At 70.9% G+C, this 24074-nt stretch carries 26 protein-coding genes and 1 pseudogene; 19 read left to right on the forward strand and 8 right to left on the reverse strand.

What is annotated here, in order from left to right:
• Nucleotides 1-803 precede the first annotated feature (803 nt).
• The gene (locus ACP56T_RS20560; RefSeq protein ID WP_144767062.1) at nucleotides 804-1877 is read right to left on the reverse strand and encodes a hypothetical protein; all 1074 of its coding nucleotides are present in this window, start codon (nucleotides 1875-1877) and stop codon (nucleotides 804-806) included.
• Here ACP56T_RS20560 and ACP56T_RS20565 point away from each other — a divergent pair.
• Nucleotides 1876-2325, forward strand: coding sequence for a helix-turn-helix domain-containing protein (locus tag ACP56T_RS20565; RefSeq protein WP_238179004.1), 450 nt, complete (start codon nucleotides 1876-1878; stop codon nucleotides 2323-2325). The two genes, ACP56T_RS20560 and ACP56T_RS20565, sit on opposite strands and share 2 nt — an antisense overlap.
• 160 nt (nucleotides 2326-2485) lie before the next feature.
• Here ACP56T_RS20565 and ACP56T_RS20570 read toward each other — a convergent pair whose 3' ends face one another.
• Nucleotides 2486-2788, reverse strand: coding sequence for a copper-binding protein (locus ACP56T_RS20570; RefSeq protein ID WP_373321958.1), 303 nt, complete (start codon nucleotides 2786-2788; stop codon nucleotides 2486-2488).
• Nucleotides 2789-3355: 567 nt separating this feature from the next.
• On the opposite strand from ACP56T_RS20570, the gene ACP56T_RS20575 reads away from it, so the two are divergent.
• Genes ACP56T_RS20575 through ACP56T_RS20610 form a run of 8 tightly spaced genes read left to right on the forward strand, consistent with a single transcriptional unit; the run spans nucleotide 3356 to nucleotide 9241 of the window.
• Complete coding sequence (locus ACP56T_RS20575) at nucleotides 3356-3808, forward strand: MerR family transcriptional regulator (RefSeq protein WP_063112021.1); 453 nt, start codon at nucleotides 3356-3358, stop codon at nucleotides 3806-3808.
• Entirely contained in the window at nucleotides 3805-4026 is a 222-nt protein-coding gene (locus tag ACP56T_RS20580; protein ID WP_144767064.1) for a heavy-metal-associated domain-containing protein, read from the forward strand. The genes ACP56T_RS20575 and ACP56T_RS20580 overlap by 4 nt, the downstream gene beginning before the upstream one ends.
• A gap of 33 nt (nucleotides 4027-4059) precedes the next feature.
• Entirely contained in the window at nucleotides 4060-6522 is a 2463-nt protein-coding gene (locus ACP56T_RS20585) for a heavy metal translocating P-type ATPase (protein WP_430914023.1), read from the forward strand.
• Nucleotides 6519-6863 (forward strand): heavy-metal-associated domain-containing protein, encoded by a 345-nt coding sequence (locus ACP56T_RS20590; protein WP_063112000.1) that lies wholly within the window; start codon nucleotides 6519-6521, stop codon nucleotides 6861-6863. Before ACP56T_RS20585 ends, ACP56T_RS20590 begins: the two co-directional genes overlap by 4 nt.
• Nucleotides 6860-7540, forward strand: a complete 681-nt coding sequence (locus ACP56T_RS20595) for a cytochrome c biogenesis CcdA family protein (protein WP_430914024.1) — start codon at nucleotides 6860-6862, stop codon at nucleotides 7538-7540. Before ACP56T_RS20590 ends, ACP56T_RS20595 begins: the two co-directional genes overlap by 4 nt.
• A gap of 14 nt (nucleotides 7541-7554) precedes the next feature.
• On the forward strand, nucleotides 7555-7794 hold the full coding sequence (locus ACP56T_RS20600) for a heavy-metal-associated domain-containing protein (protein WP_043075204.1): 240 nt from the start codon (nucleotides 7555-7557) through the stop codon (nucleotides 7792-7794).
• Nucleotides 7791-9002, forward strand: a complete 1212-nt coding sequence (locus ACP56T_RS20605; RefSeq protein ID WP_144767065.1) for an MFS transporter — start codon at nucleotides 7791-7793, stop codon at nucleotides 9000-9002. The genes ACP56T_RS20600 and ACP56T_RS20605 overlap by 4 nt, the downstream gene beginning before the upstream one ends.
• A complete protein-coding gene (locus tag ACP56T_RS20610) occupies nucleotides 8999-9241 on the forward strand; it encodes a hypothetical protein (RefSeq protein WP_430914025.1) in 243 nt (80 codons plus the stop codon). The genes ACP56T_RS20605 and ACP56T_RS20610 overlap by 4 nt, the downstream gene beginning before the upstream one ends.
• A 489-nt stretch (nucleotides 9242-9730) precedes the next feature.
• Here ACP56T_RS20610 and ACP56T_RS20615 read toward each other — a convergent pair whose 3' ends face one another.
• Entirely contained in the window at nucleotides 9731-9958 is a 228-nt protein-coding gene (locus ACP56T_RS20615) for a GDCCVxC domain-containing (seleno)protein (protein ID WP_144767067.1), read from the reverse strand.
• A gap of 2 nt (nucleotides 9959-9960) precedes the next feature.
• Nucleotides 9961-10380: a mercuric transporter MerT family protein gene (locus ACP56T_RS20620; RefSeq protein WP_186383960.1), complete on the reverse strand. Its 420-nt coding sequence runs from the start codon at nucleotides 10378-10380 to the stop codon at nucleotides 9961-9963.
• 66 nt (nucleotides 10381-10446) lie between these two features.
• Here ACP56T_RS20620 and ACP56T_RS20625 point away from each other — a divergent pair, with 66 nt between their 5' ends.
• Nucleotides 10447-10860, forward strand: a complete 414-nt coding sequence (locus tag ACP56T_RS20625; protein WP_430914026.1) for a MerR family transcriptional regulator — start codon at nucleotides 10447-10449, stop codon at nucleotides 10858-10860.
• A gap of 37 nt (nucleotides 10861-10897) precedes the next feature.
• On the opposite strand, the pseudogene ACP56T_RS20630 reads toward ACP56T_RS20625, so the two are convergent.
• Nucleotides 10898-11292, reverse strand: a pseudogene (locus ACP56T_RS20630) (DUF411 domain-containing protein); the annotation flags it as partial.
• 18 nt (nucleotides 11293-11310) lie between these two features.
• Nucleotides 11311-13443: a heavy metal translocating P-type ATPase gene (locus ACP56T_RS20635; protein ID WP_063112020.1), complete on the reverse strand. Its 2133-nt coding sequence runs from the start codon at nucleotides 13441-13443 to the stop codon at nucleotides 11311-11313.
• Between the two features lie 65 nt (nucleotides 13444-13508).
• Between ACP56T_RS20635 and ACP56T_RS20640 the strand changes: the two genes are divergently transcribed.
• The 4 genes from ACP56T_RS20640 to ACP56T_RS20655 all read left to right on the forward strand — a co-directional run bounded on the left by ACP56T_RS20640 (nucleotide 13509) and on the right by ACP56T_RS20655 (nucleotide 16363).
• Nucleotides 13509-13931 (forward strand): MerR family transcriptional regulator, encoded by a 423-nt coding sequence (locus ACP56T_RS20640; RefSeq protein ID WP_063111995.1) that lies wholly within the window; start codon nucleotides 13509-13511, stop codon nucleotides 13929-13931.
• Between the two features lie 31 nt (nucleotides 13932-13962).
• Nucleotides 13963-14688, forward strand: a complete 726-nt coding sequence (locus tag ACP56T_RS20645) for a response regulator transcription factor (RefSeq protein ID WP_063111994.1) — start codon at nucleotides 13963-13965, stop codon at nucleotides 14686-14688.
• Nucleotides 14685-16013 carry an ATP-binding protein gene (locus tag ACP56T_RS20650; protein WP_144767070.1) on the forward strand — a complete coding sequence of 443 codons (1329 nt, stop codon included), beginning with the start codon at nucleotides 14685-14687 and terminating at the stop codon, nucleotides 16011-16013. The genes ACP56T_RS20645 and ACP56T_RS20650 overlap by 4 nt, the downstream gene beginning before the upstream one ends.
• Before the next feature lie 95 nt (nucleotides 16014-16108).
• A complete protein-coding gene (locus ACP56T_RS20655) occupies nucleotides 16109-16363 on the forward strand; it encodes a hypothetical protein (protein WP_430914027.1) in 255 nt (84 codons plus the stop codon).
• Between the two features lie 127 nt (nucleotides 16364-16490).
• Here ACP56T_RS20655 and ACP56T_RS20660 read toward each other — a convergent pair whose 3' ends face one another.
• Both ACP56T_RS20660 and ACP56T_RS20665 read right to left on the reverse strand, forming a co-directional pair.
• Nucleotides 16491-16727 carry a hypothetical protein gene (locus ACP56T_RS20660; protein ID WP_144767072.1) on the reverse strand — a complete coding sequence of 79 codons (237 nt, stop codon included), beginning with the start codon at nucleotides 16725-16727 and terminating at the stop codon, nucleotides 16491-16493.
• A gap of 161 nt (nucleotides 16728-16888) precedes the next feature.
• On the reverse strand, nucleotides 16889-17128 hold the full coding sequence (locus tag ACP56T_RS20665) for a hypothetical protein (protein ID WP_144767073.1): 240 nt from the start codon (nucleotides 17126-17128) through the stop codon (nucleotides 16889-16891).
• Between the two features lie 305 nt (nucleotides 17129-17433).
• Here ACP56T_RS20665 and ACP56T_RS20670 point away from each other — a divergent pair, with 305 nt between their 5' ends.
• The 5 genes from ACP56T_RS20670 (at nucleotide 17434) to ACP56T_RS20690 (ending at nucleotide 24069) form a co-directional block, all read left to right on the forward strand.
• Nucleotides 17434-17805: a hypothetical protein gene (locus ACP56T_RS20670; RefSeq protein ID WP_144767074.1), complete on the forward strand. Its 372-nt coding sequence runs from the start codon at nucleotides 17434-17436 to the stop codon at nucleotides 17803-17805.
• A 127-nt stretch (nucleotides 17806-17932) separates the two neighbouring features.
• Nucleotides 17933-19300 carry an efflux RND transporter periplasmic adaptor subunit gene (locus ACP56T_RS20675; protein WP_238178998.1) on the forward strand — a complete coding sequence of 456 codons (1368 nt, stop codon included), beginning with the start codon at nucleotides 17933-17935 and terminating at the stop codon, nucleotides 19298-19300.
• An 11-nt stretch (nucleotides 19301-19311) separates the two neighbouring features.
• Nucleotides 19312-22569, forward strand: a complete 3258-nt coding sequence (locus ACP56T_RS20680; protein WP_430914028.1) for an efflux RND transporter permease subunit — start codon at nucleotides 19312-19314, stop codon at nucleotides 22567-22569.
• 5 nt (nucleotides 22570-22574) lie between these two features.
• Nucleotides 22575-23108 carry a threonyl-trna synthetase gene (locus ACP56T_RS20685; RefSeq protein ID WP_144767077.1) on the forward strand — a complete coding sequence of 178 codons (534 nt, stop codon included), beginning with the start codon at nucleotides 22575-22577 and terminating at the stop codon, nucleotides 23106-23108.
• A 43-nt stretch (nucleotides 23109-23151) separates the two neighbouring features.
• A complete protein-coding gene (locus ACP56T_RS20690; RefSeq protein ID WP_144767078.1) occupies nucleotides 23152-24069 on the forward strand; it encodes a cation diffusion facilitator family transporter in 918 nt (305 codons plus the stop codon).
• The last annotated feature ends 5 nt before the right edge of the window (nucleotides 24070-24074 follow it).

A 24074-nucleotide genomic window follows, 5' to 3' on the forward strand; every position in this document is an offset into this window, starting at 1 on the left:
CTGAGGCCAGAACCTACGACGCCAAAGCTGGGCTTCGGATCAGCTCAGCCGCACCGTGCCGAGCTTGCGAAGGGGTCCCCATTGCACGCCGATCCGGGGTCCCGTTCCAACGCTTTTTGACAGACCACCACGTCAGCTTCGGGGATACGGGCCGGGTTCCACGGTGGCCCTCCCACTCCTTGGTGAAGGTCCGACAGGATCCAGATGCGCATGGGTGCCGTCCTTGGGCGATTGGGATGCGGGGCAGGGGTTCTCGGTCGGCGCCGGGGCGAACCGGTCCCAGTCGGTCACGGCCGCGGCGCCGGCGGGACGCGCGGCACCCAGGCCGCCCACCGCGCGGCGAGTTCGACCAGGTGACGCTCGTCCGGACGTCGGCGCGCCAATCGCCTCAGCGCGCTTGCGAGGACGACCGGGGCGGTTCGATCACCGCACAAGGCACGCAGCAGCAGGGCGCTCGCGACGGTGTCGGCCGCTGGTCCGCTCACCCCTTCCAGGCGCAGGACCGTGAGCGCGATGCGCGTGGTCGCGACCGGATCGCCCCGGAGCGCAGCGTCCCAGCGTCGCCGGGCGCAAGGGGGTTCGACCGCGCGCAACACCATGAGGAGTGAGCGCGCCGTCGCGGGACCGAGGGACTGCGGCGGCACGACCCGCCACAGCCTGAGCATCGGGGGCGCGCGCCTCAGCGCGGCGTTGGCGGCGGGCGGGCACGCAGGAGCGGCCGGGCAGGCGTCGCGGCGCCCGGAAGCAGGTCGGGACATGTCAGGCTATCTCCATGGCGTCGGGATGGGCGGGAGGGCGCGCGCTCACTGGAGCCCCGCCGCCGGCGTCGCCTCTGCCGGTGTCCCCAGGCGATAGAGGCGCGACAGCGTCCGCGCCCAAGTTCTTCCGTCCGTGGCGAAGACGTCCGAGGTGAGGGTGGGGCGCCCGGAAGTGATGGTCGGGTGGCCGAAGGAGACGCCGGCAAGCACCCGCGTCCGGCCGCTCAGAAAACTCCAGGATTCCATGAGCGGCGCCCGCGCCATCTCCTCCGGAGCCGGTCCGCCTTGCTCCAGCGCCTCCAGCGCGTCGGCGAGGTCGCGCAGCCGGTCGCAGAGCCGCCGCTCGTCGGGGGTGATGGGCAGGTCGGGATCAAGGCCGAGCGCGCGGGCGAACCGCCCGCTGTCGAGGGAAGCGACGAAGGGATCCTGGGCGGCCACCTCGATGGCGGCGAGAAGGAGCATGCCCTGCCGCACCGTTCCGGCCAGCGGATGGCCCGCCGCGACGGCGTGCGCCTCGGACCGCGTCGGCGCAGGCAGGGCCACGGGCAGGAACCGGCACCCGTCGCCGGCCCCGGCGCGGCGGAGGAGGGGGCGCATCGCCTGTTCGAAACGGGTGGCGTCCGGACCTCCGCCGGCACGTCCGGCCCCGAGCAACCAGATCGGGGCAGGGGATCCGGGCTCCGGCCCCGCGCCCGAAGCCTGATCCGGCGCCGGCCGCCCCGCGGTTACCTGCTCCCCGCACTGACCAAGGGCGAAGGCTGCGAGGCGCTCCTCCATGGCGCCCGGGCCGACGACGACCACCGACAAGGCCGCCGCCTCGCGCAAGCTGCGCTCGGGGAGCCAGGAGAGCGGAAGGTCCAGGACGACGTCCCGCGCCGTGGCCCGTGCCTGCCTGATCAGCTCCTCCGGATCGTCGAAGGTCATGAGGTCGCCGGGTTCGGCCTCGACGACGCACAGGGCCTCTGGCATCGTCTCCGGGATCCGGGCAAGGCCCTGTCCCCGCTCGGTGATCCTCAGCAACGTGGCGGGCCGTGCGGCGGTCGCCAGGGCGTGGGCCGCCACGAGGGCGGCATGGGTCGCGGCCGAACGGCCATCGGCCCCGTAGAAGGCGTAGAGCATGGAGCAGTCCCATCCCGAGAGAGCGGAGCGGGCCACGGATGCCGGCGATGGAGTGGGACCACGCGCGGACGGGCGAGCTCAAACGAAGAGATGGAACTATACCACAGGTGTAATATTTTATCACGAGCAAAGCAAGCCGCCGCTCGACTTATCCTCAGCCAACGTCGAAGCGCTGGAGCCCGGCGCATCCCTGCCGGGTGTCGTGTGCCAAGCAGCCCGGGAGTTGCTCGGTCTGACGCAGCTTGAATTCTCGAAGCTCTCGGACGTCAGCAAGAAAACGATCAATGATTACGAGAACCAGAAAGTGGAGCCCCGGGGCCGTGTGGTACGGGCCTTGCGCGAAGCCCTGGAGAACCGTGGGGCGCGCTTCTACCGAAGCGGAGAAGCGATTGGCGTTCTGGTCAGCAGGACGCAGGCGAAGCACGACGGCGTCGGAGCCGGTCCCTGAGCGAGGCTGAACGGGATCGCCCCAGGGACGAACTTCAACCCTATACTTCGGCTACATCTAAGGCGGCCCGCGGAGCAAAGGTCCATTCACGGCAATCAAGATGGTTGCCGGTTCCATAGTCCGCGGTAACCATCTCAACATCCGGAGCACCGAGGCCCCCTTAATGTCGGATGCTGAGGCGGGCTGCGCCTCCTGGACCACGTCGATGCCCACGGTTCAAGCAATGCGCCGGCCGGCACCACACTCGGCCCCCAGAGGACAGGCGGGAGGCACTCCATCGTCCTGACGGGCGCAACTGAAGCATCCTCCGGCCCACGACCTTGACCTGCCCGGCGTTTTCAGCGGCGCGGACCTGAACCCGGTCGCCGGGCTTCAGCATCGAGAAGTGCAATGTCGGACGCATCGGGAGGCGCATGGACATCGCCTTCATCGGCGGCTTCCGCACAGGGCCGTGCTGGATCACGGCAGCTGCCGCGCATCATTGACTTTGCGGACGACGGCGGCAATCCAGGGTCGCTCCTCGTCGGAACGCCAGATTCTATATTGCGGATCGGCCCGCTTGAGACAGACGCGATGATGGGCCGGAACGTTGTCGGCCTAGGCTGCGTGGCTGGCAGATATTGTCAGCTGACTTGTTACGAACCCTGCAAGCAAAGCCAGCGTGGCGCCCATAAGAAATCTCATACCCATCCCCCGTACTGCGCGAACGATCCGGGCCGGAGGTTAGAAATTCCAACCTGAATGGCCTCGGCCCAAGTCAATCGCTTGAGCTGCACAGGCCAAGGTCGCGAGTGCCGCCGACACCGGTGCCTCGGCAAGGTGGGCGCTATCCAATGAAACTCGCAGCGCCGATCCCGATAGCACTTGATCAAGCCCCCCCAACGGGCCGATCCCAGCGGGCCTTCCCCTCAGCTTTGCTGTTTCATCTCGAAATCCCACCCTTAATCAGTGGGCGGCCTTATGCTCCCTTGACCCCGTACCATAGTACGGAGTGTAGGCTCGTGGAGTGTTGGTGATGCCGGGACGGCAGATGAGGAATTTGACCATCGGAAAAGCGGCGCAGGAGGCTGGTGTCGGCGTCGAGACCATCCGGTTCTACGAGCGCCAGGGTCTGATCGAGCAGCCGGCCAAGGGGGCAGGCTATCGGACCTACCCGCCCGAGGTGGTCGCTCGCATCCGCTTCATCCGGCAGGCCCAGAGGATCGGGTTTTCCCTCAGGGAGGCGCAGGAGCTGCTCGCCCTGCGGGCTAACCCGGAGGCCGACTGCGCCGATGTGCGTGCCCAAGCCCAGCACAAGATCGCAGAGGTGGACGAGAAGATCTCCGAGCTCCTGCGCGTCCGCGCTGCCTTGGAGGCCGTGGTCGCGTCGTGCCCGGGCCACGGCGGCCTGAGCGGCTGCACCATCCTGGAAGCTCTCGACGAGGCTCCGCGGGAGCCGAGTACCTGCCGATGCGACGAACCGAGGAAGAGGAACACGCCATGAGGACGGTCACCCTGAAGGTCGAAGGTTGGCGGTGCGCCGCCTGCTCCGCCTCGGTCGGCTCCCTGCTGGAGGCTCATCCCGGCGTCCGCGGCATCGACGTCTCCTTCGACGAGGGACGCGTCCGAGCCCTCTTCGACCCGGCGGCCACAAGCGAGGACCGCCTCGTCGAGCTGATCGAGAAGCGCGGCTTCCGCGTCGTGGCCCGCACCTCGGCCTGATCCACCCGACCGGACATTCCAGGAGGCAGACCGATGGCCACAGCGGCCCTCGAAACCGACCTTTCCCTATGGAGCGAGGAGCCTGCCAGCCGGCCCGACCGGGCGCGCATCCGTGCTCGGATCGGCGGCCTGCACTGCTCGCTCTGCACCGGGACCATCGAGAAGGCCCTGGGCAGCCAGCCCGGCGTCGACAAAGTGGCGGTCAGCCTGACCCACGAGCAGGCCCTCGTCGAGTACGACCCGAGGGTCGCGCGGCCGGCCGCGTTGCTGGGGATCCTGCGCGACATCGGCTACACCATCTCCGACCCGCGCAAGGTCCGGCCCTACGAGGAGGAGGAGCGCGATCTTGTGCGCGAGAGCCGCCGCTTCGTCGTGGCGGTCGCCCTGAGCGTCGCCTCGATTCCCATCATCGCGGACCCCACCCTCGGCTGGATCGGCTTCCTGCCCGCCCTGGTCTGCCTTAGCCTCGGCGCGATGGTCTTCCTTGTCCTGCGGAAGACCAGCCTCCTCGCTGCGGCCGCCAGCACCGTCGGTCTCGCCGCCGTGGCGCTCGGCCTGCTCTACCTGAACCTCCAGGGTTACCTTGCGGCCTTCGCCCCCTGGCTCGTCGCGGCGCTCGCGGTCGTGCTCGTCTTCGGGGTTGGGGGCCACATCCTGCACATGGCCATCCAGGCCCTCCGCCGCGGCATCCTGAACCAGCACGTGCTGCTGGAGATCGGCGCCTTCGCGGGCATGCTCGGCGGCGTCATCGGGCTGGTCCTCGAACGGCCGGACTACCCGACCGCGCCGTTCTTCGCCGTCTCGGTCATGGTCGCGACCTACCACATCTTCTCCGAGTGGCTGTCGCTTATCGTCAAGACGCGCAGCTCCCAGGCCGTGAAGCGGCTCCTCGACCTTCAGCCGGAGACCGCCCGCATGGTCCGGGACGGACAGGAGCGGGATGTGCCACTGGACGCCGTCGCGGCCGGCGACCTCGTCCGCATCCGCCCCGGGGAACGCGTGCCCGTCGACGGCACGGTCGCGGGCGGCCGCTCCGCCGTCGACCAGGCCCTCATCACCGGCGAGCCCATCCCGGTCGAGCGCGCGGAGGGCGACGCCGTCATCGGCGGCTCGATCAACGGCACCGGCACCCTGCTGGTGCGGGTGACCGCGGTGGGGGCCGGCAGCTTCCTGCAGAAGGTGGTGCGCGAGGTCGAGGACGCCCGCGCCCTCAAGCCCGGCCTGCTCCACCTCGTCGACCGCGTCCTGCAGGTCTACACCCCGACCGTGCTCGTGGTTGCCGCGCTGGCCTACGTCGGCTGGCTCGCCATGACCTCGTTGGCCGGCGGCGAACCCGACATCGAGCGGGCCGTGTTCGCGGGCCTGAGCGTCCTGGTCATGGGCTACCCGTGCGCCGTCGGCATCTCGGCGCCCCTCTCCATCGTGCGGGGGGCCGGCGAGGCCGCCGAGCACGGCATCCTGATGCGGACCGGCGAGGCCTTCCAGGGCTACCGCCTCGTCGACACGGTCGTCCTCGACAAGACCGGGACCCTCACCGAGGGCCGACCCACGGTCCGCGAGGTCGAGGCGTTCTCCGGGAGCGAGGCCGATCTCGTCGCCCTTGCCGCCGCGGCCGAGGCCACGTCCGAGCACCCGCTCGCGCAGGCGGTGGTCAAGGCCGCGTTCGCGCGCGGCGCCGTGCCCCCGGACGTGACCTCGTTCGAGGCCGTTCCGGGCAAGGGCGTCGTCGCCCGCACCGGGGCGGGCGAGGTCCTGGTCGGCAGCCCGGCGTTCCTAGCGGGCCGGGGCATCGACCTCTCGTCCGCAGCGGCTCGCATCCAGGACCTGGAGGGGGCCGGGCGCACCGTCATCGTGGTCGGTCGGGACCGTCGCCTGCTGGGCCTGCTCGCCCTCGACGACAGGCTACGGTCCGACGCGGCGCGGGCGGTCGCGGCCTTGCGGGCCGAGGGCCTGCGGACGGTCCTGCTCACCGGTGACAACGAGCCGGCCGCTTGCCGGATCGCCGCCGAGGCGGGCATCGACGAAGTCCACGCGGGGGTACTGCCCGACGGCAAGGCGGAGACCGTGCGGCGCCTCCAGGCGACTGCCAAGGTCGCCATGGTCGGCGACGGCATCAACGACGCGCCCGCCCTGATGCAGGCCGACGTCGGCATCGCCATGGGCGGGGGTACCGACATCGCCATCGAGGCCGCGGACATCATCATCCTGTCGAACCGCCTGGCCGCGCTGCCGCTCGCCCGCCGCATCAGCCGGCGCAGCTACGCCAAGATGCTCCAGAACGTCTGGCTGGCCTTCGCCTTCAACGGCCTTGGCATCCCGGTCGCCGCGACCGGCCTCGTCAATCCGATCTGGGCCATGGTCGCCATGGCGGTGAGCGTCACCGCGATCTTCCTCAATTCCCTTTGGGGCCAGCCCGGACTGTTCCTGGGCGCGATCACGAGCGTCGGCAGCCTGCCCGGCACGAACAGGCTCGCGACCGAAAGAGGTCGGCGATGAAGTTCCTGAATTCTTCGAGCGCGGCGGTCGCGCTGGCGGCCCTCCTCCTGGGACCGGGCAGGCCGGTTCGGGCCCAGGAGGATGCGCCGGCCATGTCACGCCGCGGCTCCGACCTGAGGGTCGCGACCATCCCGGTGGAAGGCATGGCCTGCCTCTCCTGCGCCGCCTCGATCAAGCGTGCGGTCCGGAAGGTGGACGGGGTGACCGACGCGGAGATCGATTTCGTCGGCCGCACGCTCCGCGTCACCTACGCCGCTGGCCGACCCCTCTTGCTCGGTCGCGTGCGGACGGCCATCGCGGGCCTCGGTTACACCCCCGGTCCTCCCATGGTGGCGCCGTGACGCTCGAACACCTCGTCCAGCCCTTGGCGACCGGCGCCAGCGGGCCGGCCGCCCTCTGGATCGGATTCCTCGCCGGGGTGCTGGCCAGCGCGGTCTGCCCCTGCACCCTGCCGGTCGGGCTGGGCCTGGCCAGCGTCGCCGGGGCCTCGGAGGCGGGGTCCCGCCGCGCCGGACTGCAGGTGGCCGGGGCCTTCTTTGCCGGAATCGTCCTGAGCCTCGCCGCCCTCGGCTCCGCGGCGGGACATCTCGGCGCGCTCGCGACGGAGGCGTTCGGCCGGAACTGGGCCCTGCTCATGGCCGTCGTTTCGCTCGCGGCGGCGCTGCTCGCATTTTGGTGGCCGCGCCTGCGCACCCGAGCGCTGACAGCCTGGCGCCGCCCCGGCCTCCTCGGCGCCTTCGCCTACGGCTTGGTGTTCAGCGTCGGCACCTCAGTCGCGCCGCTGCTGCTGCTGCTCACGGTGGCGGCTGCGGAGGGTCGGACCGGGCGCGGCGTCGTCCTCGCCCTCGCATTCGGCCTCGGTCGGGGCCTGCCCTTCCTCGCCGCCGGTGCGGCCGGGAGCGCGGTCACCCGCCTGGCCCGCCTCGGCGTCTGGGGGCGAGCCCTGCAGCTCCTCAGCGGCGCTGCGCTCCTACTGGTCAGCGCCTACTACGCACGGGTCTACGCGGACCTGCTCTGAACCCCGGAGACCTCATGAGCGACGAAACCGCCTCCCTGACGGAGGTCACCCTCTCCGTGCCGGGAATGCTGTGCGACAGGTGCGCCGAGACGGTCCGTGACCTGCTGATGGCCGTTCCGGGGATCCGGCAGGCGAGGTCCAGCGCGTGGCGCAAGTACGTCGCCGTTCGGTTCGAGCCGTCCCGCGTCGGACCCGCGGAGATCCGGGCGGCGCTCGCCAACGGCGGGTTCGACGGCGCCGAGGTGCAGGCATGATCCCCGGAGCGGCAGAGCCCGCGGAGGTCGACCGCGAGCGCCTGCTCCGCGTGCTCGCGGCGGCGGCATTCGTGATCTTCTTCCAGGCGTTCATGGTCGCGCCGGTCCTGCCGCAGTTGGCGCAGGGGTTCGGCGTCTCGCCCGAGCGCGTCGGGCTCATCGTTCCCGCCTACCTGATCCCGTACGGCGCGGCGACGTTGGTCTACGGTTTGCTGGCGGACCGCCTCGGCGTCTGGCGCGTCATGGCGGGTTCCCTGGGCACCTTCGCGGCGCTGACGGCCCTGACGGCCACGGCGAGCTCGGTCGGGCAACTCGCCATGTGGCGCTTCATGACCGGCCTGGGGGCGAGCGGGGTCGTTCCGCTCGGCCTGGTTCTCGTAGGCCGGCTCTTCCCCTACAAACGACGCGGGCGCCCCCTGGGATGGTTGTTTGGGGCAATGGCCGGCGGCATGGCCTTCGGGTCGACCTTCGGTGCCCTGCTCGAACCGGTCGTGGGATGGCGCGGCCTATTCCTCACCGTTGGCGTCGCCGGGGGCGCGCTCCTGCTCGTCCTCGCGCCGTCACAGGGGATCATCCCGGGCGCCACGGCGGCCGGGACACGGCTGCCCGACCTGTTCCGCGGCTATCGCGACCTCCTGCTCAACCCACGCGGATGCCGCACCTACGGCTTTGTCCTGCTCAACTCGATGTTCCATTCCGGCGTGTTCACCTGGCTCGGCCTGTACTTCGAGCAGCGATACGGGCTCGGTCCCGTCGGGGTCGGCCTTGCGCTCCTCGGCTACGGCATCCCGGGCTTCCTCCTGGGGCCCGTCATCGGCCGCATCGCGGACCGGCGAGGGCGCGGCCGCCTGCTCCCGGCCGGCCTGCTCCTGGGGGCCTTGTCGGCGGCGGCCCTGACCCTCAACGCGCCGCTTCTCCTGGCGGCGGTGGCGGTGACGGTCCTGTCGCTCGGCTACGACATGACCCAGCCGCTGCTCGCCGGCATCGTCACCGCGCTCGGGGGCCAACGTCCGGGCCAGGCCATGGGGCTCAACGTCTGCCTGCTGTTCACCGGGTTCGGGCTGGGAAGCCTGCTCTTCGGCGGCTTGCTCCGTTTCGGGGTCGGGACGACGCTCGCCCTGTTCGCGGCGGCGGAACTTGCGCTCGCCGCAGCGGCCGTACGTCTCTTCCGGTCCGAGACGCCGTCCGTCGAGGTAGGACGCCCATGAGCGCATCGCCACCCGAATTCGAGGCGGAAGCCCTCGACACCCTCATCCTGGCCGCGTTCCAGCGAGCGCGGCGGGAGGGGGCAACGGCCACGGCCGAGCATCTCCTCCGCGCACTGGAGGCCCTCGTCGACGATGCCGGGAGTCTCGCGCGTACCTCGGCTTGCCTCGACGACGCCTATCTCAGCCTCGCCAGGGTCGCCCAAGGGAACACGTGCGCCCGCCATCGAAACTCGCTGTGAGGAGGCTGCTGCGCAATCTCACCTCGGCGGTAGCACGCGAACGCGCGCCGGCCCGTTGATTAGAACAGGACGACGTCGCCGGGGTCGGCCTCCATGTCTTCGACATCGATGCTCGACCGGCATGGCCGGGCCTCCTGACGTGCTGCTCCGAGGCCTCTCCGCTTGCACGTGCTGCTCGGTCATATCGCTACGCCCTCGGCCGTGCGGCAGGAGGCGAGGTCCAGCGGTAGTCCCGAGCCGCCCGCCATCGGGTTCACGCGCCACTCGGGAACAGTCTCCTTGCAGCTGGCCTCGCGTAGTGCGCGAGATATCTCTCACCGCAAAATAGGCTCGGGTCCTTTGTCACAGTGCTTCTGGGCAGTGCCCCGCCCGGTCCGACCCGATGGAATTGCATCGCAGCTGTAGCGATCCGGCCGGACGCGAAGCTCGGTTGGACGTGCAATAGTCGAGGTGTGCGCCCCGATAGCGGTGCGAAAGTCGCGAGATGCGTCAGGTGCCACCGCAGCAGCGTGCAGTTTGCCCACACCGCTCGGCCTCTTGGACCGGTGGGCAGGGTATGTCGCCGTAGGAGCAGAAGACACAGCAATCTCCGGCCTTGGGGCGAAGGAGCGTGCCGCAGCCGGTGCATTCATAGAAGAACTGGCAGGCGTCGGCCGGCATCGTTTCCTTGGCCTGCCGGGCGCACTGCGGGCAGGTGAGCGTCGAATTGAGCTGCATCGTCACCCTCGCATCGCCCTTAACAGTAGCGGCTCGATATGTGGCCCCCACACCAAGGCAAGGCCGACCAGCAGGGTACCGGATCCGAGCAGGACCACCGTCCGCCATCGGGAGGAAGGCTCCGTGCAGGGTCCATGCAGCGCGCACGCCGTCGCGCGGGATCGGACCAGCAGGCCCCAGGCGACAAGCAGCGCAAGGACCCCCCCGCCTAGCAGAAAGGGACGAAGGTTCGTCAGAAGGCTCAGGCCACCGAGCACCGTGCCTGTTGCACCGAGCCCGACCAGCGCGACCGGCAAGGCACAGCACGACGACGCCGCGAGCGCCCCCATCCCAAACAGGGTGCCCAAGCCGGCAAGCCAACCGGTGGAGACCGTGCTGCGATCCGGTTCTTCGGTGGGTTCGGTCACGGTGCGAACCGTCATGTGTGGTGCTCCTGACTGATGCATGGCACCCTGCATCCCGTAGCTACTACGGGTTCAAGCGGCAAAATGGTCACGGCATCGCGCGGTATCAGCATCGGGCAATTGGCCAAGGCGACGGGCGTCAACCTCGAAACCATCCGCTACTACGAGAGCATCCGGCTCATGCCGCCGCCTCCCAGAACCAGGGGCGGCCATCGCGCGTATGACCGCACCCATGTCCAGCGCCTGGCCTTCATCCGCCATGCCCGAGAGCTGGGCTTTGGCATCGAGGACGTTCGGGCACTGCTGAGGCTCGCGGAACCGGACCGCCGGTCCTGCGCCGAGGTCCGGGATATCGCAAGCGCACACCTAGCGGCGGTGCGAGCCAAGCTTACCCTTTTGGTGGCGCTGGAACGTATCCTTGACGGAACCGTCGAGCGATGTTCGGGCGAACAGGTGCCGATCTGCCCGATCCTCGACATGCTAGGCCGGCCGTCCTGAAGCTTGCCACAGCTCCAGGCTCAAGCGTCGAGCGGGCTCAAGCCAGCTCGCCGCCGCGGTAGCGGACGAACCTGGGTCGTCCCTGAGGCCCGAACCGCAAGACCTCGTAGACATCCGATTCCATGCCCTCGACCTCCATGCCTGGCGAGCCGAGCGGCATGCCCGGGACGGCCAGCCCGCGCCTTGGGGCCTTTCCGCCAGGAGCCGCTTGATCGCCCCGGCGGAGACGTGCCCCTCGGCCACATACCCGCCGACGAGGACGGTGTGGAAGGAGGCAAGGTCCCGCGGCACGCCGAGGCCAGCCTTCAGCGGGTTCACCGATCCCTTGGTCACCGCCACCGCGAAGCCGGCCTCGCGCAGGTGGGCGACCCACTTCTCGCAGCAGCTGCAGCTCGGGTTTATGGTCACCGCGACCGTGGGCAGCTCGTTCGCCGGGGCGCTCCGTCCGGTTCAAACCCGCATCCGCAGAAGCCGCAGCGCGTTCGCCGTCACGAGGACCGTTGCCCCGGTATCGGCGAGGATGGCCGGCCACAGGCCGGTGATGCCAAGGACCGTCGTCGCCAGGAACACCGCCTTCAGGCCGAGCGCGATGGCGAGGTTCGCCCGGATGTTGGCAAGCGTCCGGCGCGAGAGCTCGATCATGCGGGCGACGTCGGCGACGCGCCCGTGAAGGACCGCCGCGTCGGCCGTCTCCAGCGCAACGTCGGCGCCCCCGCCCATCGCGATACCGACATCCGCGGCCGCGAGCGCCGGCGCGTCGTTGATGCCGTCGCCGACCTTCGCCACAACCGCACCGCCGGCCTGCAGCCCGCGTACGATCCGCTGCTTGTCCTCGGGCAGGAGTTCGGCAAAAGCCTCAATGCCGAGCGCGTCGGCCACGGCCCGCGCGGTGCGCGCGTTGTCGCCGGTGAGCATGACCGCCCCAACGCCCTCCGCCGCCAAGCGGTCGACGCCGGCCTTTGCGTCCGGCCGAGGCTCGTCCCGCATGGAGAGCAACCCAGCCACCACCCCATCCGCGAGGAGCACGGACACCGTCTTGCCTTCGCCCTGAAGCTCGGAGACCTGGGCCTCCTGCCCACCCGTGAGTGCCGTGCGGGCGGCCGCCTCCCGCGGCGAGCCCAGGAACAGGTCGAGTCCACCGACCTTGCCGGCGACGCCCTTGCCGCCCAACGCCGTCGCACCGAATGCGGGAGGCACCGGAGCCCCGACCTCGGCGGCCTTGGTCAGGACGGCCCGGGCGAGCGGGTGCGAGGACCCCGCCTCCAGCGCGCCGGCCAGCGAGAGCACGTCCCGTTCCGACCTGCCGATCCCGACCACGTCGGTGACGACCGGCTTGCCCCCGGTCAGGGTGCCCGTCTTGTCGAAAGCGACCTGGGTGACCTCGGCCAGCCGCTCCAACACGGCGCCGCCCTTGATCAGCAGTCCGCGGCGGGCGCCGGCCGAGAGCCCGGCCGCGATGGCCGCCGGCGTCGAGATGACCAATGCGCAGGGGCATCCGATCAGCAGGATGGCCAGTCCCTTGTAGACCCACTCGCCCCAGGAACCGCCCGCGAGGAGCGGCGGAACCACGGCGACGAGGGCGGCCACCGCGACCACGGCCGGCGTGTAGACTTTGGAGAACCGGTCGATCAGGCGCTCGGTCGGGGCCTTCGTGTCCTGCGCCTCCTCCACCAACCGCACGACGCGGGCGATGGTGTTGTCCCGCGCCGCGGCGGTCACCCGGACGCGCAGCGCCCCGTCGCCGTTGACCGTGCCGGCGAACACCGTGTCGCCCGATGCCTTCCGCTTCGGCACGCTCTCGCCGGTGACTGGCGCCTCGTCGACGGCGCTCTCGCCCTCGGCGACGGTCCCGTCCGCCGGGACCCGGTCGCCGGGGCGAACCAGCACCGTTGCGCCGGCCCGGAGGCTCGCCGCCGGGACCTGTACGGTCGCGCCGTCCCGCTCCAGCAGGGCCGTGTCAGGTACCAGGCCCGTGAGCCCACGGATGCTCGCACGGGCGCGCCCGGCGGCGACGCCCTCCAGCACCTCGCCGACCAGGAACAGGAAGACGACGGTGGCCGCCTCTTCGGTGGCCCCGATGACGGTCGCGCCGACGGCGGCAACCGTCATCAGCATCTCGATGGAGAACGGCGTCCCGTGCCGGGCTGCCGACAGGGCGCGCCGGGCGACCGGAACCAGCCCGACGGCCATGGCGGCGAGGAAGGCCCAGCGCTCGGTCGCCGGCGCGACCCGTCCGACCGCGTAAGCCAGCACCAACGCCGCGCCGCAGGCGAATACCAGCAGGGCCCTGGGCGCCCGCCACCAGGGCATGTCCGGGGCCCCTGCCTCCGGCGCGACGGCGTCGGGATCCTCGGCGCCGTAGCCGAGCCCCCGTACCGTCGCGGCGATGGACCCGGCGCTTGTCGCAGGGTCGTGCCGGACCGTGAGGGTCTCCGTCGCGACCGAGACCTCGACCTGCTCGATGCCGGGCAGGCGTCGGACGGCCGTCTCGACCTTGGCCGCGCAGGAGGCGCAGTCCATGCCCGACACGCGCAGACGCGTGAGGGGGGACCCGGTCCGGTCCAGGGTCGTCGCTTCGCTCATGGCGAGTACCTTCCGCATCTCTCGGAGGGACCCTAATTCCTCCAGCGGCTAGAGGAGCAAGCTCGATGAAGCCCATCGCCATCGGGGAGCTGTCACGGCGGGCCGCCGTGAAGGTCCCCACCATCCGGTTCTACGAGGAGCGGGGTTTGCTGCCGACGCCTGAGCGCACCGAGGGGAACCGGCGCACCTACGGTGATGCCGACGTGCGTCGCCTGCGGTTCATCCGGCACGCGCGCGAGCTCGGGTTCGAGATCGAGGACATCCGAACCCTGCTCGACCTGGCGGGCCAGCCGGAACGACCGTGCGCGGAGGCGGATGCCATTGCGCGCAAACACCTCGCCGACATCGACGACCGGATCGCGCGCCTGACCGGCCTGAGGGACGAGGTGCGGGCGATGGTCGGTCAGTGCGCGGGCGGCCACGTCCGTGAATGCCGCATCATCGAGGTGCTCGCCGACCACGGCGAGTGCCTGCACGAGCGGCATTGAACGAGCGGCCAAGCGGCCAGGGGAAAGGACGATGGTGGACGCCGACGCACCCCATGTGCTCCTCGTCGAGGACGACGACGGCATGCGCGTGCTCGTCACCCGCATCCTGCGGGAGAGCGGCTATCGCGTGACGGGCTGCCGAAGCGGCGCCGAGATGTGGTCGCACCTGCCCGAGGGCGCGGTCGACCTCATCCTGCTCGACGTCATGCTGCCCGGCGCTTCGGGGATCGACCTGCTCAGGGCGTTGCGCGCGAAGGGCACCGTCCCCGTGATCATGCTGAGCGCCCGCAACGAGGAGGCCGACCGCGTCCTCGGGCTGGAACTCGGCGCCGACGACTACCTGGCCAAGCCGTTCGGCCGTCCCGAACTCCTCGCCCGGATACGGGCGGTGCTCCGCCGCGCCGCCATCGCGCCCCTGCCGGCCGCGGCGGTAAGGCCGGAAGCACTTGCGTTCGCCGGCTGGCGGCTCGACCTGCGCAGCCGTGCCCTGACCGACCCCGAGGGGGCCGCCGTCGACTTGTCGGGCGCCGAGCACGACCTCCTGCTGGTCTTCCTGGAGCATCCCGGGCGGGTGCTCGGCCGCGAGCAGATCCTGGAGATGAGCCGAGGGCGCCTCGCCGCGCCGTCCGACCGCAGCGTCGACACCCTTGTCAGCCGCCTGCGTCGCAAGCTCGAACCGCCCGAAGGTATGGTCCCCGTCATCAAGACCGTGCGCGGCTCGGGCTACATGCTGGCGGCCAAGGTCGAGCGGGCATGAGGGGGCTCGTCGGCCTTGCGCGGAGCCTGGAGGGGCGCACGGTCGCGGTCCTGCTCCTGGCCGTCCTCGCGGTCCACGGCGGTGCCCTCGCGCTCTACCGCCAGTCGGCCGCGGCCGCGGCCGACGAGGCCTTCGCGAGCGAGGTCGCGCGGCAACTCGTCCTGGCGCGCGAGGCGGTCCTGCGCCGGCCGGCAGACGCGCGGACCGCCGAGGCGCGCGCCTTGTCGTCCAGCCATTTCGAGATCGGTTGGGCGAGGGACGTGCCCGACGGCCGGGGCACGGACCCGGCCTTGCGAACCTTCCGTGACCAGGTCCTCGACCTCGAACCGGTCCTCGGGCAAGGCCTCGCCCTCAGCCAGGATGCTCCCGGCGAGCCGTTCCACCGGCAGGATCTCCGGGGGGCGCTGCCGCTGCCGGACGGAAGCTTCCTGACCTTCCGGTCGGCCCACTCGCCCGATTCGACCCACCGCATGCCCTGGGCCCTGCTGGCGACGGCCATGACCATCCTTGTCGGGGCGGCGGCCGTCGTCCTGATGCATCGGATCGCGGGTCCCCTGCGCGCGTTGACCCGCGCCACGATGCGGATCGGCCATGGCACGGTCGTTCGGATCCCCGAGATCGGTCCGGACGAGACGCGCGGGATCGGGCGGGCGCTCAACGCCATGCAGGAGCGCATCCACGCCCTCCTCGCCGAGCGGACCCAGGCGCTGGCCGCCGTCTCCCACGACCTGCGCACGCCCATCGCCCGCCTCCGCCTGCGCCTCGACCGCGTGGAGGACGGGGCGGAGCGACGTGCCATGGCCTCCGACCTCGACGACATGCAGGCGATGGTGGACGCCACGCTCGCCTACCTGCGCGGCGACGCCGACCCCGAGGCAAGGCAGGTCACGAACGTCGCGAGCGTGCTGATGGGTCTCGCCGACGCCGCGTCGGATGCCGGTCGCGAGGTCGAGTACGCGGGCCCCGGGCGCGCCCTCGCGACCGTTCGACCCGTGGCCCTCCGGCGCGTCTTGGAGAACCTCGTCGACAACGCGGTGCGGTACGGCGCGCGGGCCCGCATCGGCCTGGAGGCCGAGGAGACCACGCTGGTGCTGCGGGTCGACGACGACGGTCCCGGCATCCCGCCGGAGGACATCGCCCGCGCCTTCGAGCCCTTCACCCGGCTCGAAGGCTCGCGCAACCGCAACACCGGCGGGACCGGCCTCGGGCTGACCCTCGCCAGGCGCGCCGTCGTGACCGAGGGCGGCACCCTTACCCTCGCGAACCGCCCCGATGGCGGCCTCAGGGCCGAGATCCGCTTGCCTCGGGCCGGCTCCGCCGGCTGACACACTTCGTCACGTATGCGGCAATCGGGGGACAAACGACGCGGCTATCTCAACCTCCGAGCGGCCGACGCCGCAGGGAAACGGGAGATTGACCGATGAAGCGCATTGTGGTCGCCATCCTCGCCGCGGGAACGCTGGCCGGAACCGTCGCGCCGACCCTGGCCATCGACGGCCATGGCAATGCCGCGAGCCCCGAGCGGGCGGTGCCGAACACCGGCAACGTCTCGGGTGGCCCTGCCCATCGTGACGACCCGTGCGTCCGCGAGGCCCAGGAGATCCGGCCCGACGGCAAGCCGGTTCACCACGAGAACGATGGCCACGCGCACGGGCACAGCCACGGCAGGAAGTGACGCCTCGGCGGGAGCCGCCGGGGAAGCGGTATTCTGCCTTTGCTCCTTGCCTTCGCCCCCCTGCGCGCCGTGAAAGGCCCGCTCCGGCGCAAGCCGGGTCGGGCCACAGCGAACCGGTCCGACGGCGTCAGTCGTCGAAGTCGTGGTGATGATGGTGGTGCGGCCGTCCCTCGTAGAACCGCCGCTCCTCGTACCGCCGCGGGTGGTGGTGCCGAACGACGACGTCCTCATGGTCGCCGTGACGGTAAACCTCGACGTGGTCATGCGGCCGCCGGTAGCCGTAGCCGCCCTCGTAGTATTGGGCCGAGGCCGCGGCCGGCGCGAGGATCAGGGCCGCCGCGAGGCCCGCGAAGATCGTCCTCATGTGTCGCTCCGAAGGAAACTCCAGGTGGCCGCCACCCTGGGACACCCAGATTGAACGCGCTCTGAAATCGCCGTTCAGGAAGCGGTAACCTTCAAGGTACCGGAAAACGAGAAGGGCCGCGAACCGGGTTTGCCCGGTTCGCGGCCCTCCCGGCGCAGGGCTTAGTGGCGGTGCTCTTCGACCACGGTGTGCTCGTGGACGTCGTCGTGGTGGTCATGCACGACCGGACGGTCGTGGTGATGCTCCTCGACCACCCCGTGGGTGTGCTCGACGTCGCGATGATGATGGTCGCCATGGACCGAGACGCCGCCGGGGCCGACGTCCACGTGCTGGGCCATCGCGCTGGCGGGGGCGAGGGCCAGGGCGGCGGAAGCGGCGAGCGCGGCAATCGTGATCTTCATCCGAGGTCTCCTGGTTTCGAGGTTGGGCGGAGAATGCGCGGCCCAAAAGAACCGTTCCGGGATTTTTTCTGCTCCGTATCCGTGCTGGGTCCGGCAGCACCGGCGCGCGGACCAGCTTGGCCCGCCACCGCGCGGTGTGACCGACCTGGCCCTTGCGCCGTGGGATCTACTTCCCGGTCTTGGCCGTTTCAGTGTCGGAGCGGATGATGACCTCCCAGGACTTGGGGTAGTCTCGTTCAGACCATGTTCAACGGGCCGGAGCGATGGCTTGTGTCATCCGGAGGGAATCGCACATAAGGCGGGAGATGGGTTCCAGGCACGGGCATAGCCGCCGACGGGCGGCACGGGGATGGTGGGCGGTCGCCGCCCGCCTGCTCGCGCTCGTCCTCGCCCTGTCCCTGGTCGCGCCCGTCGCCGGCTACGCGGACGACCTCGCGTTCCACGAAAGCCACGGTCACGCGGCGGAGCTGACGGTGGTGGACGCCGCGCCGGCTCCCGGCACCGGCGACCCCGGCCTGGCCTGCCACATCCACTGCGGCTGCCACCAGGTCGCCCCGACGGCGGCGAGCGGCCCCGTCATGCCCTGCCTCGAAGCCGCACCGCCGGTCTACGCCCGGTTGAGCGAGATGGCCTCCTCCATCGCCCCCGACCGACTGCCCAGGCCCCCTCGCGCGTGAGGTGACGGCGCCGTCGCGGCGCATGTCCCAGCCCTGCGCCCGCCGCGGCGCCGGGTCCCTCACGTGAACAACGGGTCCGACCGCGAGCGCGCTCCGCGCCGAGCGGAAGCCCGTCCGAGCAGGTCCCATGCGTATCCTCCTCTCCGCGGTCCTCCTGGCCACCGGCATCGCCATCGCCGCCGCCGTCCCCGCCGTCACCGACTTCGTTCGGGGTACCCTCGCCGCCGCGGGCGTGCCCCCGACCCTGTTCGCGTTCGCCGCCGCGCCCGCAAAGGCCCCCGAGGGGGCGCACTCGGAGGGCGACGGCCACGGCCACGACAAGGCGCCGAACAAGGCCGAGCCTAGCAACGAGTCCGCCGGTCACGCCCATGGCGGACACGAGCACAAGGAGGGGGAGGAACACGCCGAGGAAGGCGTGATCAGGATGCGGCCGGAGCAGGTCGCGGGGCAGGACATCGAGGTCGCCAAGGTCGAGGGCGGGACGCTCGCCCGACACATCCTCGTGCCCGGCACCATCACGCCCGATACCGACCGGATCGCCCGGGTACCGGCGAAGGTCGTCGGCACGGTGGCCGAGATGCGCAAGCGCCTCGGAGACCTCGTGAAGAAGGACGAGGTCGTGGCCGTGCTCGACAGCCGCGAGGTCGCCGACGCCAAGAGCGAGTACCTCACCGCGGTGGTCCGGGCGGAGCTGGAGAAGACGAACTTCGACCGGCAGCAGGCGCTCTGGGACAAGCGGGTCTCGGCCGAGTCGGCCTACCTGAACGCCAAGGCCGTCTACACCGAGGCGGCCCTGCGGCAGGACCTCGCCCGCCAGAAGCTCTCGGCCCTCGGCCTCAACGCCGCCGAGGTCGCCAAACTCGCCAAGCAGGACGAGGCGACGCCGAACGCCTCCACCCTGCGCCAGTACGAGCTGCGCTCGCCGCTCGCCGGTCGCGTCGTCGAGCGCAAGGTCGACGTCGGCACCGCCGTCGGCAAGGAGGGCGACCCCTCCGACGTCTACACCGTCGCCGACCTCTCGACCGTGTGGATCGAGCTCTCGGTGCCGACCGTCGAGCTCGCGAGGGTGCGGGAAGGCGCCCGGGTCGTGGTCACCCCGAGCCAGGAGGGCGGCGACCGCCGGGCCGAAGGCAAGGTCGTCTTCGTCAGCCCGCTCCTGAACCAGGAGACCCGTTCGGCCCGTGTCATCGTCGCCCTGCCGAACCAGGACATGGCCTGGCGCCCCGGGACCTTCGTCACCGCCGAGGTCGAGATCGCGCAGGACAAGGTCGGGGTGCGCATCCCGAAATCGGCCCTGCAGACGGTCGAGGGCAAGCGCGCCGTCTTCGTGCGCACCGAGGCGGGCTTCGAGAAGCGCGAGGTCGAGCTCGGTCGCTCGGACGACGATTCCTACGAGGTCACCGCCGGCCTGAAGCCCGGCGAGGAGATCGCGGTCGCCAACTCCTTCCTCCTCAAGGCTGAGCTCGGCAAGGGCGAAGCCGATCACGACCACTGAGGGGAACGGACATGATCTCCCGCATCCTCGACTTCTCGGTCCACCAGCGCTGGTTGGTCCTGCTCCTGTCGCTCCTCGCGGCAGGGTTCGGCGGCTACGCCCTCACCAAGCTGCCCATCGACGCGGTGCCCGACATCACCAACAACCAGGTGCAGATCAACACGGTCGCGCCCTCTCTCTCGCCGGTCGACATCGAGAAGCAGGTCACCTACCCGGTCGAGACCGCGCTCGCCGGCATCAAGGGCCTGGAGTACACGCGCTCCCTCTCGCGCAACGGCTTCTCGCAGGTCACCGCCGTCTTCGCGGAAAAACTCGACATCTACTTCGCCCGCCAGCAGGTCGCCGAGCGCCTGTCCCAGGTGAAGGAGGACCTGCCGCCCGGAGCCGAGCCGCACATGGGCCCGATCTCGACCGGCCTCGGCGAGATCTACATGTGGTCGGTCCACTACGCGAAGCCAGGCGAGCGCAAGGTCTCGGAGGCGGGCAAGCCCGGCTGGCAGCCCGACGGCAGCTACCTGACGCCGGAGGGGCAGCGGCTCAAGACGGAGCTGGAGCAGACCGCCTACCTGCGCACGGTGCAGGACTGGATCATCCGGCCCCAGGTCAAGACGGTGCCGGGCGTGGCCGGCGTCGACGTCGTCGGCGGCTTCGAGAAGCAGTACCACGTCCAGCCGGACCCGACGAAGCTCACCGCCCTCGACCTCTCCTTCGGCGACGTCGCCCGCGCGCTCCAGGCCAACAACGCCAACCAGGGCGCCCGCTACCTGGAGGACAACGGCGAGGGTTACGTCGTGCGCGCCGCCGGCCGCCTGGAGAGCATGGAGGAGATCGAGAACGTCCTCGTCACCACCCGCGGCGGCGTCCCGGTCCGCATCAAGGACATCGCCGAGGTGCGCATCGGCCGCGACCTGCGCACCGGCTCCGGCAGCGAGGACGGGCAGGAGGTGGTCGTCGGCACCGCGCTGATGCTTATCGGCGAGAACAGCCGCACCGTCTCGGCCGCGGTCGACACGAAGATGGACCAGATCCGGCGCTCGCTGCCGCCCGGTGTCGAGGTGCAGACCGTCCTCAACCGGACGCTGCTCGTCGAGGCGACCGTCCGCACGGTGGCCAAGAACCTCTCCGAGGGCGCGGCCCTCGTCATCGTCATCCTGTTCCTGCTGCTGGGGAACATCCGGGCCGCCATCATCACGGCGCTCGTCATCCCGGTCGCCATGCTGATGACCATGACCGGGATGGTCGAGGCGAAGATCTCGGCCAACCTCATGAGCCTGGGCGCCCTCGACTTCGGCCTAATCGTCGACGGGGCGGTCATCATCACCGAGAACGCCCTACGCCACCTCGCCGAGAAGCAGCACGCGCTGGGACGAACGCTCGGCCTGGAGGAGCGCCTGCAGACGGTGCGGGCCTCGGCCGAGGAGATGATCAAGCCCTCCCTATACGGGCAGGCGATCATCATCCTCGTCTACGTGCCGCTCCTCACCTTCACGGGCGTCGAGGGCAAGATGTTCGAGCCCATGGCGCTGACCGTCATCATCGCCCTCGCCTCGGCCTTCGTCCTATCGCTGACCTTCGTGCCGGCGCTCATCGCCATCGTCATCACCGGCAAGGTGACCGAGAAGGACAACCTCATCATCCGCGCCCTCAAGGCCGTCTACCGGCCGGTGCTGGGCGCCGCGGTCCGGGCACCGTTCGCCTTCGTCGGCGCGGCCCTTCTGCTGCTCGCCGTGGCCGGCGTGCTGTTCACCCGGCTCGGCACCGAGTTCATCCCGCAGCTCGACGAGAAGAGCATCGCGCTCAACGCCACCCGCATCCCCTCGACCTCGCTGACCCAGTCGCAGGCGATGCAGCTCAACGTCGAGAAGGTCGTCTCGAAGTTCCCGCAGGTGGCCTACGTCTTCTCGAAGACCGGGACGGCAGAAGTCGCCACCGACCCGATGCCCCCGAACTCGTCCGACACCTTCGTCATCCTCAAGCCGCAGGAGGAATGGCCGGACCCGGGCCTGTCGAAAGCCGAACTCCAGGAGCAGATCGAGAAGGCGGTCGGCGAGCTCGCCGGCAACGTCTACGAGTTCTCGCAGCCCATCCAGCTGCGCTTCAACGAGCTCCTGGCCGGCACACGCGGCGACCTCGCCGTGAAGGTGTTCGGCGAGGAGTTCGAGCCGATGCTGAAGGCGGCCAACCAGGTCGCCGCCATCCTGCGCGGCGTCAGCGGTGCCGAGGACGTGAAGGTCGAGCAGACCGCGGGCCTGCCCTTCCTCGACATCCGGATCAACAAGACCGAGGCGGCGCGCCTGGGCTTGAGCACCGGGGCCATCCAGGAGGTCATCGGCGCGGCCATCGGCGGCAAGGAGGCGGGCGTCGTCTTCGAGGGCGACCGCCGCTTCCCCATCGTGGTGCGCCTCACCGACAAGGTTCGCGAGGACCGCGAGGCGCTGGAGAACATCCCGGTGCCGCTCCCGCCCGGCCCGAACGGGCGGGCGAGCTCGGTCCTCCTGAAGCAGGTGGCGAGCTTCTCGGTGACCGAGGGCCCGAACCAGATCAGCCGCGAGAACGGCAAGCGCCGCGTCGTCGTCACCGCGAACGTGCGCGGCCGCGACATCGGCTCGCTCGTCGCCGAGGCCCAGGCCAAGGTCGGGGCGCAGGTGCAGCTCCCGCCGGGCTACTACGTGACCTGGGGCGGGCAGTTCGAGAACCTCGCCTCGGCCAAGCGGCGGCTGATGGTCGTGGTGCCGGTCTGCTTCTTCATGATCTTCCTGCTGCTCTACTCGGCCCTGGGCAGCCCCCGCGACGCGCTCCTGGTGTTCAGCGCCGTGCCCCTGGCGCTGACCGGCGGCATCGCCGCGCTCTGGCTGCGGGGCATGCCGGTCTCGGTGCCGGCGGCGGTCGGCTTCATCGCGCTCTCGGGCGTGGCGGTCCTCAACGGCCTCGTGATGCTGACCTTCATCAAGCAGCTCATGGCCGAGGGACGCCCGAGGCGGGAGGCCATCCTGAAGGGCGCCATGACCCGGCTCCGGCCGGTCGCGATGACGGCGCTCGTGGCCTCGCTCGGCTTCGTGCCGATGGCGCTCGCGACCGAGACCGGCGCCGAGGTGCAGCGCCCGCTCGCCACCGTTGTCATCGGCGGCCTGATCAGCGCGACCCTCCTGACGCTCGTCGTCCTGCCGGCCCTGTACGCCCGCTTCGGCGGAAAGGACGCCGCGGCGCCGGAGGCCGCGCCGCCATCCGAGGCAGGGGCGCGCGAGACGCTCCGGCAGGCCGCCGAGTAGCGCCGATGCCGCGAAGTGTCCCGGCGTCGCTGCTCTGGCTCGGCCTCCTGTCCGCGACGTCGGCGCAGGAGGCTCCTTTCGGCCTCGCCTGGGGGCCGGTCGCCGAGGTGCCGCGCCCGCTCAAGGCCGACCGCGAGGCGAACCTGACCGCCCTGTTCTTTCCCCGCGGCTGGGGGCCGGCCCAGGGGCCCGGAACGGCCGAGGTGATCCTGGTCGTCTGCCGCGAGCAAGGTTTGCAGCAGGTGATCTGGGTGGGCCTGCCCCTGTCCGGGGAGGCGCTCGCGAAGGCGCGCCGGGCCATCCGGGACGAAGGGGTCCGGCGCTACGGCGAGCCTGAACCGGGCCCCGCGAACGATTCCGAGGCCTGGCCCGGCGGCCGGGCCCTCCTGGCGAGCCGCGAAGCCGCGGAAGGGAGGCGCCAGCTGGTGATGACCGCCTTCGGCCCCGGCTACGCCGCCTGCTCCGAGGCGCACCGCGCCGAGACCGGGCATCCGGCCGGCGGGCACGTCGCCGACCTGATCGGCACCGGCGGCCCCTGAGGCCGCCCGTCCGTCCGAACCTCACGCCACACGGGAAGCAACCATGGGACACGGACACTCGCACGGGGGCGGCATCCCCTCGGGCTCGGCGGCAGCCCGGAACAAGACCCGCCTGGCGGGGGCGCTCGCGCTGACGTTGGCCTACATGCTGGCTGAGGTGGTGGGCGGCCTGCTCACCGGCAGCCTCGCGCTGCTGGCCGACGCCGCGCACATGGTCACCGACGCCGGCGGCCTCGCCCTCTCGCTCCTCGCCATCCACTACGCGGCCAAGGCGCCGACGCCCGGCAAGAGCTTCGGCTACATGCGCTTCGAGATCCTGGCGGCGCTCGCCAACGCGGTCGTGCTGCTCGGCGTGACCGCCTACATCCTCTATGAGGCCTACCGCCGCTTCGTCGAGCCCAACGAGATCCTCGGCTGGCCGATGATGCTGGTCGCGCTCGTCGGCCTCGGGGTGAACCTCGCCAGCATGCGGATGCTCGCCGGCGGCTCGTCCGAGAGCCTGAACGTGAAGGGCGCCTACTTCGAGGTGTTCTCGGACATGCTGGGCTCGCTCGGCGTCATCGCGGCCGCCCTCGTCGTGATGGCGACCGGCTGGCGCTGGGTCGACCCGCTGGTCGGCGCCGGCATCGGCCTGTTCATCGTGCCACGCACCTGGCGCCTGCTCGGCGAGGCGCTCCATGTCCTGCTGGAAGGCACGCCCCCGGACGTCGACCTCGGAGGGTTGAAGGCCGAGATCGAGGCGATGCCGGGCGTGCGCCGGGCCTACGACCTGCATGCCTGGACGCTGACCTCGGGCTTCGACGCGATGAGCGGCCACGTGGTCGTGGACGACGTCGCCGCCGGCCCCGGCGTGATCCGGGCGATCCGCGCGCTACTGAAGGAACGGCACGGCATCGAGCACGTCACCGTCCAGGTCGAGGACGAGGCGCTGGCGGCCGAGGCCGCCCACCTTCCGGTCTGAAGGGG

The sequence above is a fragment of the Methylobacterium endophyticum genome (assembly GCF_050591105.1).
Taxonomy (GTDB): Bacteria; Pseudomonadota; Alphaproteobacteria; order Rhizobiales; family Beijerinckiaceae; genus Methylobacterium.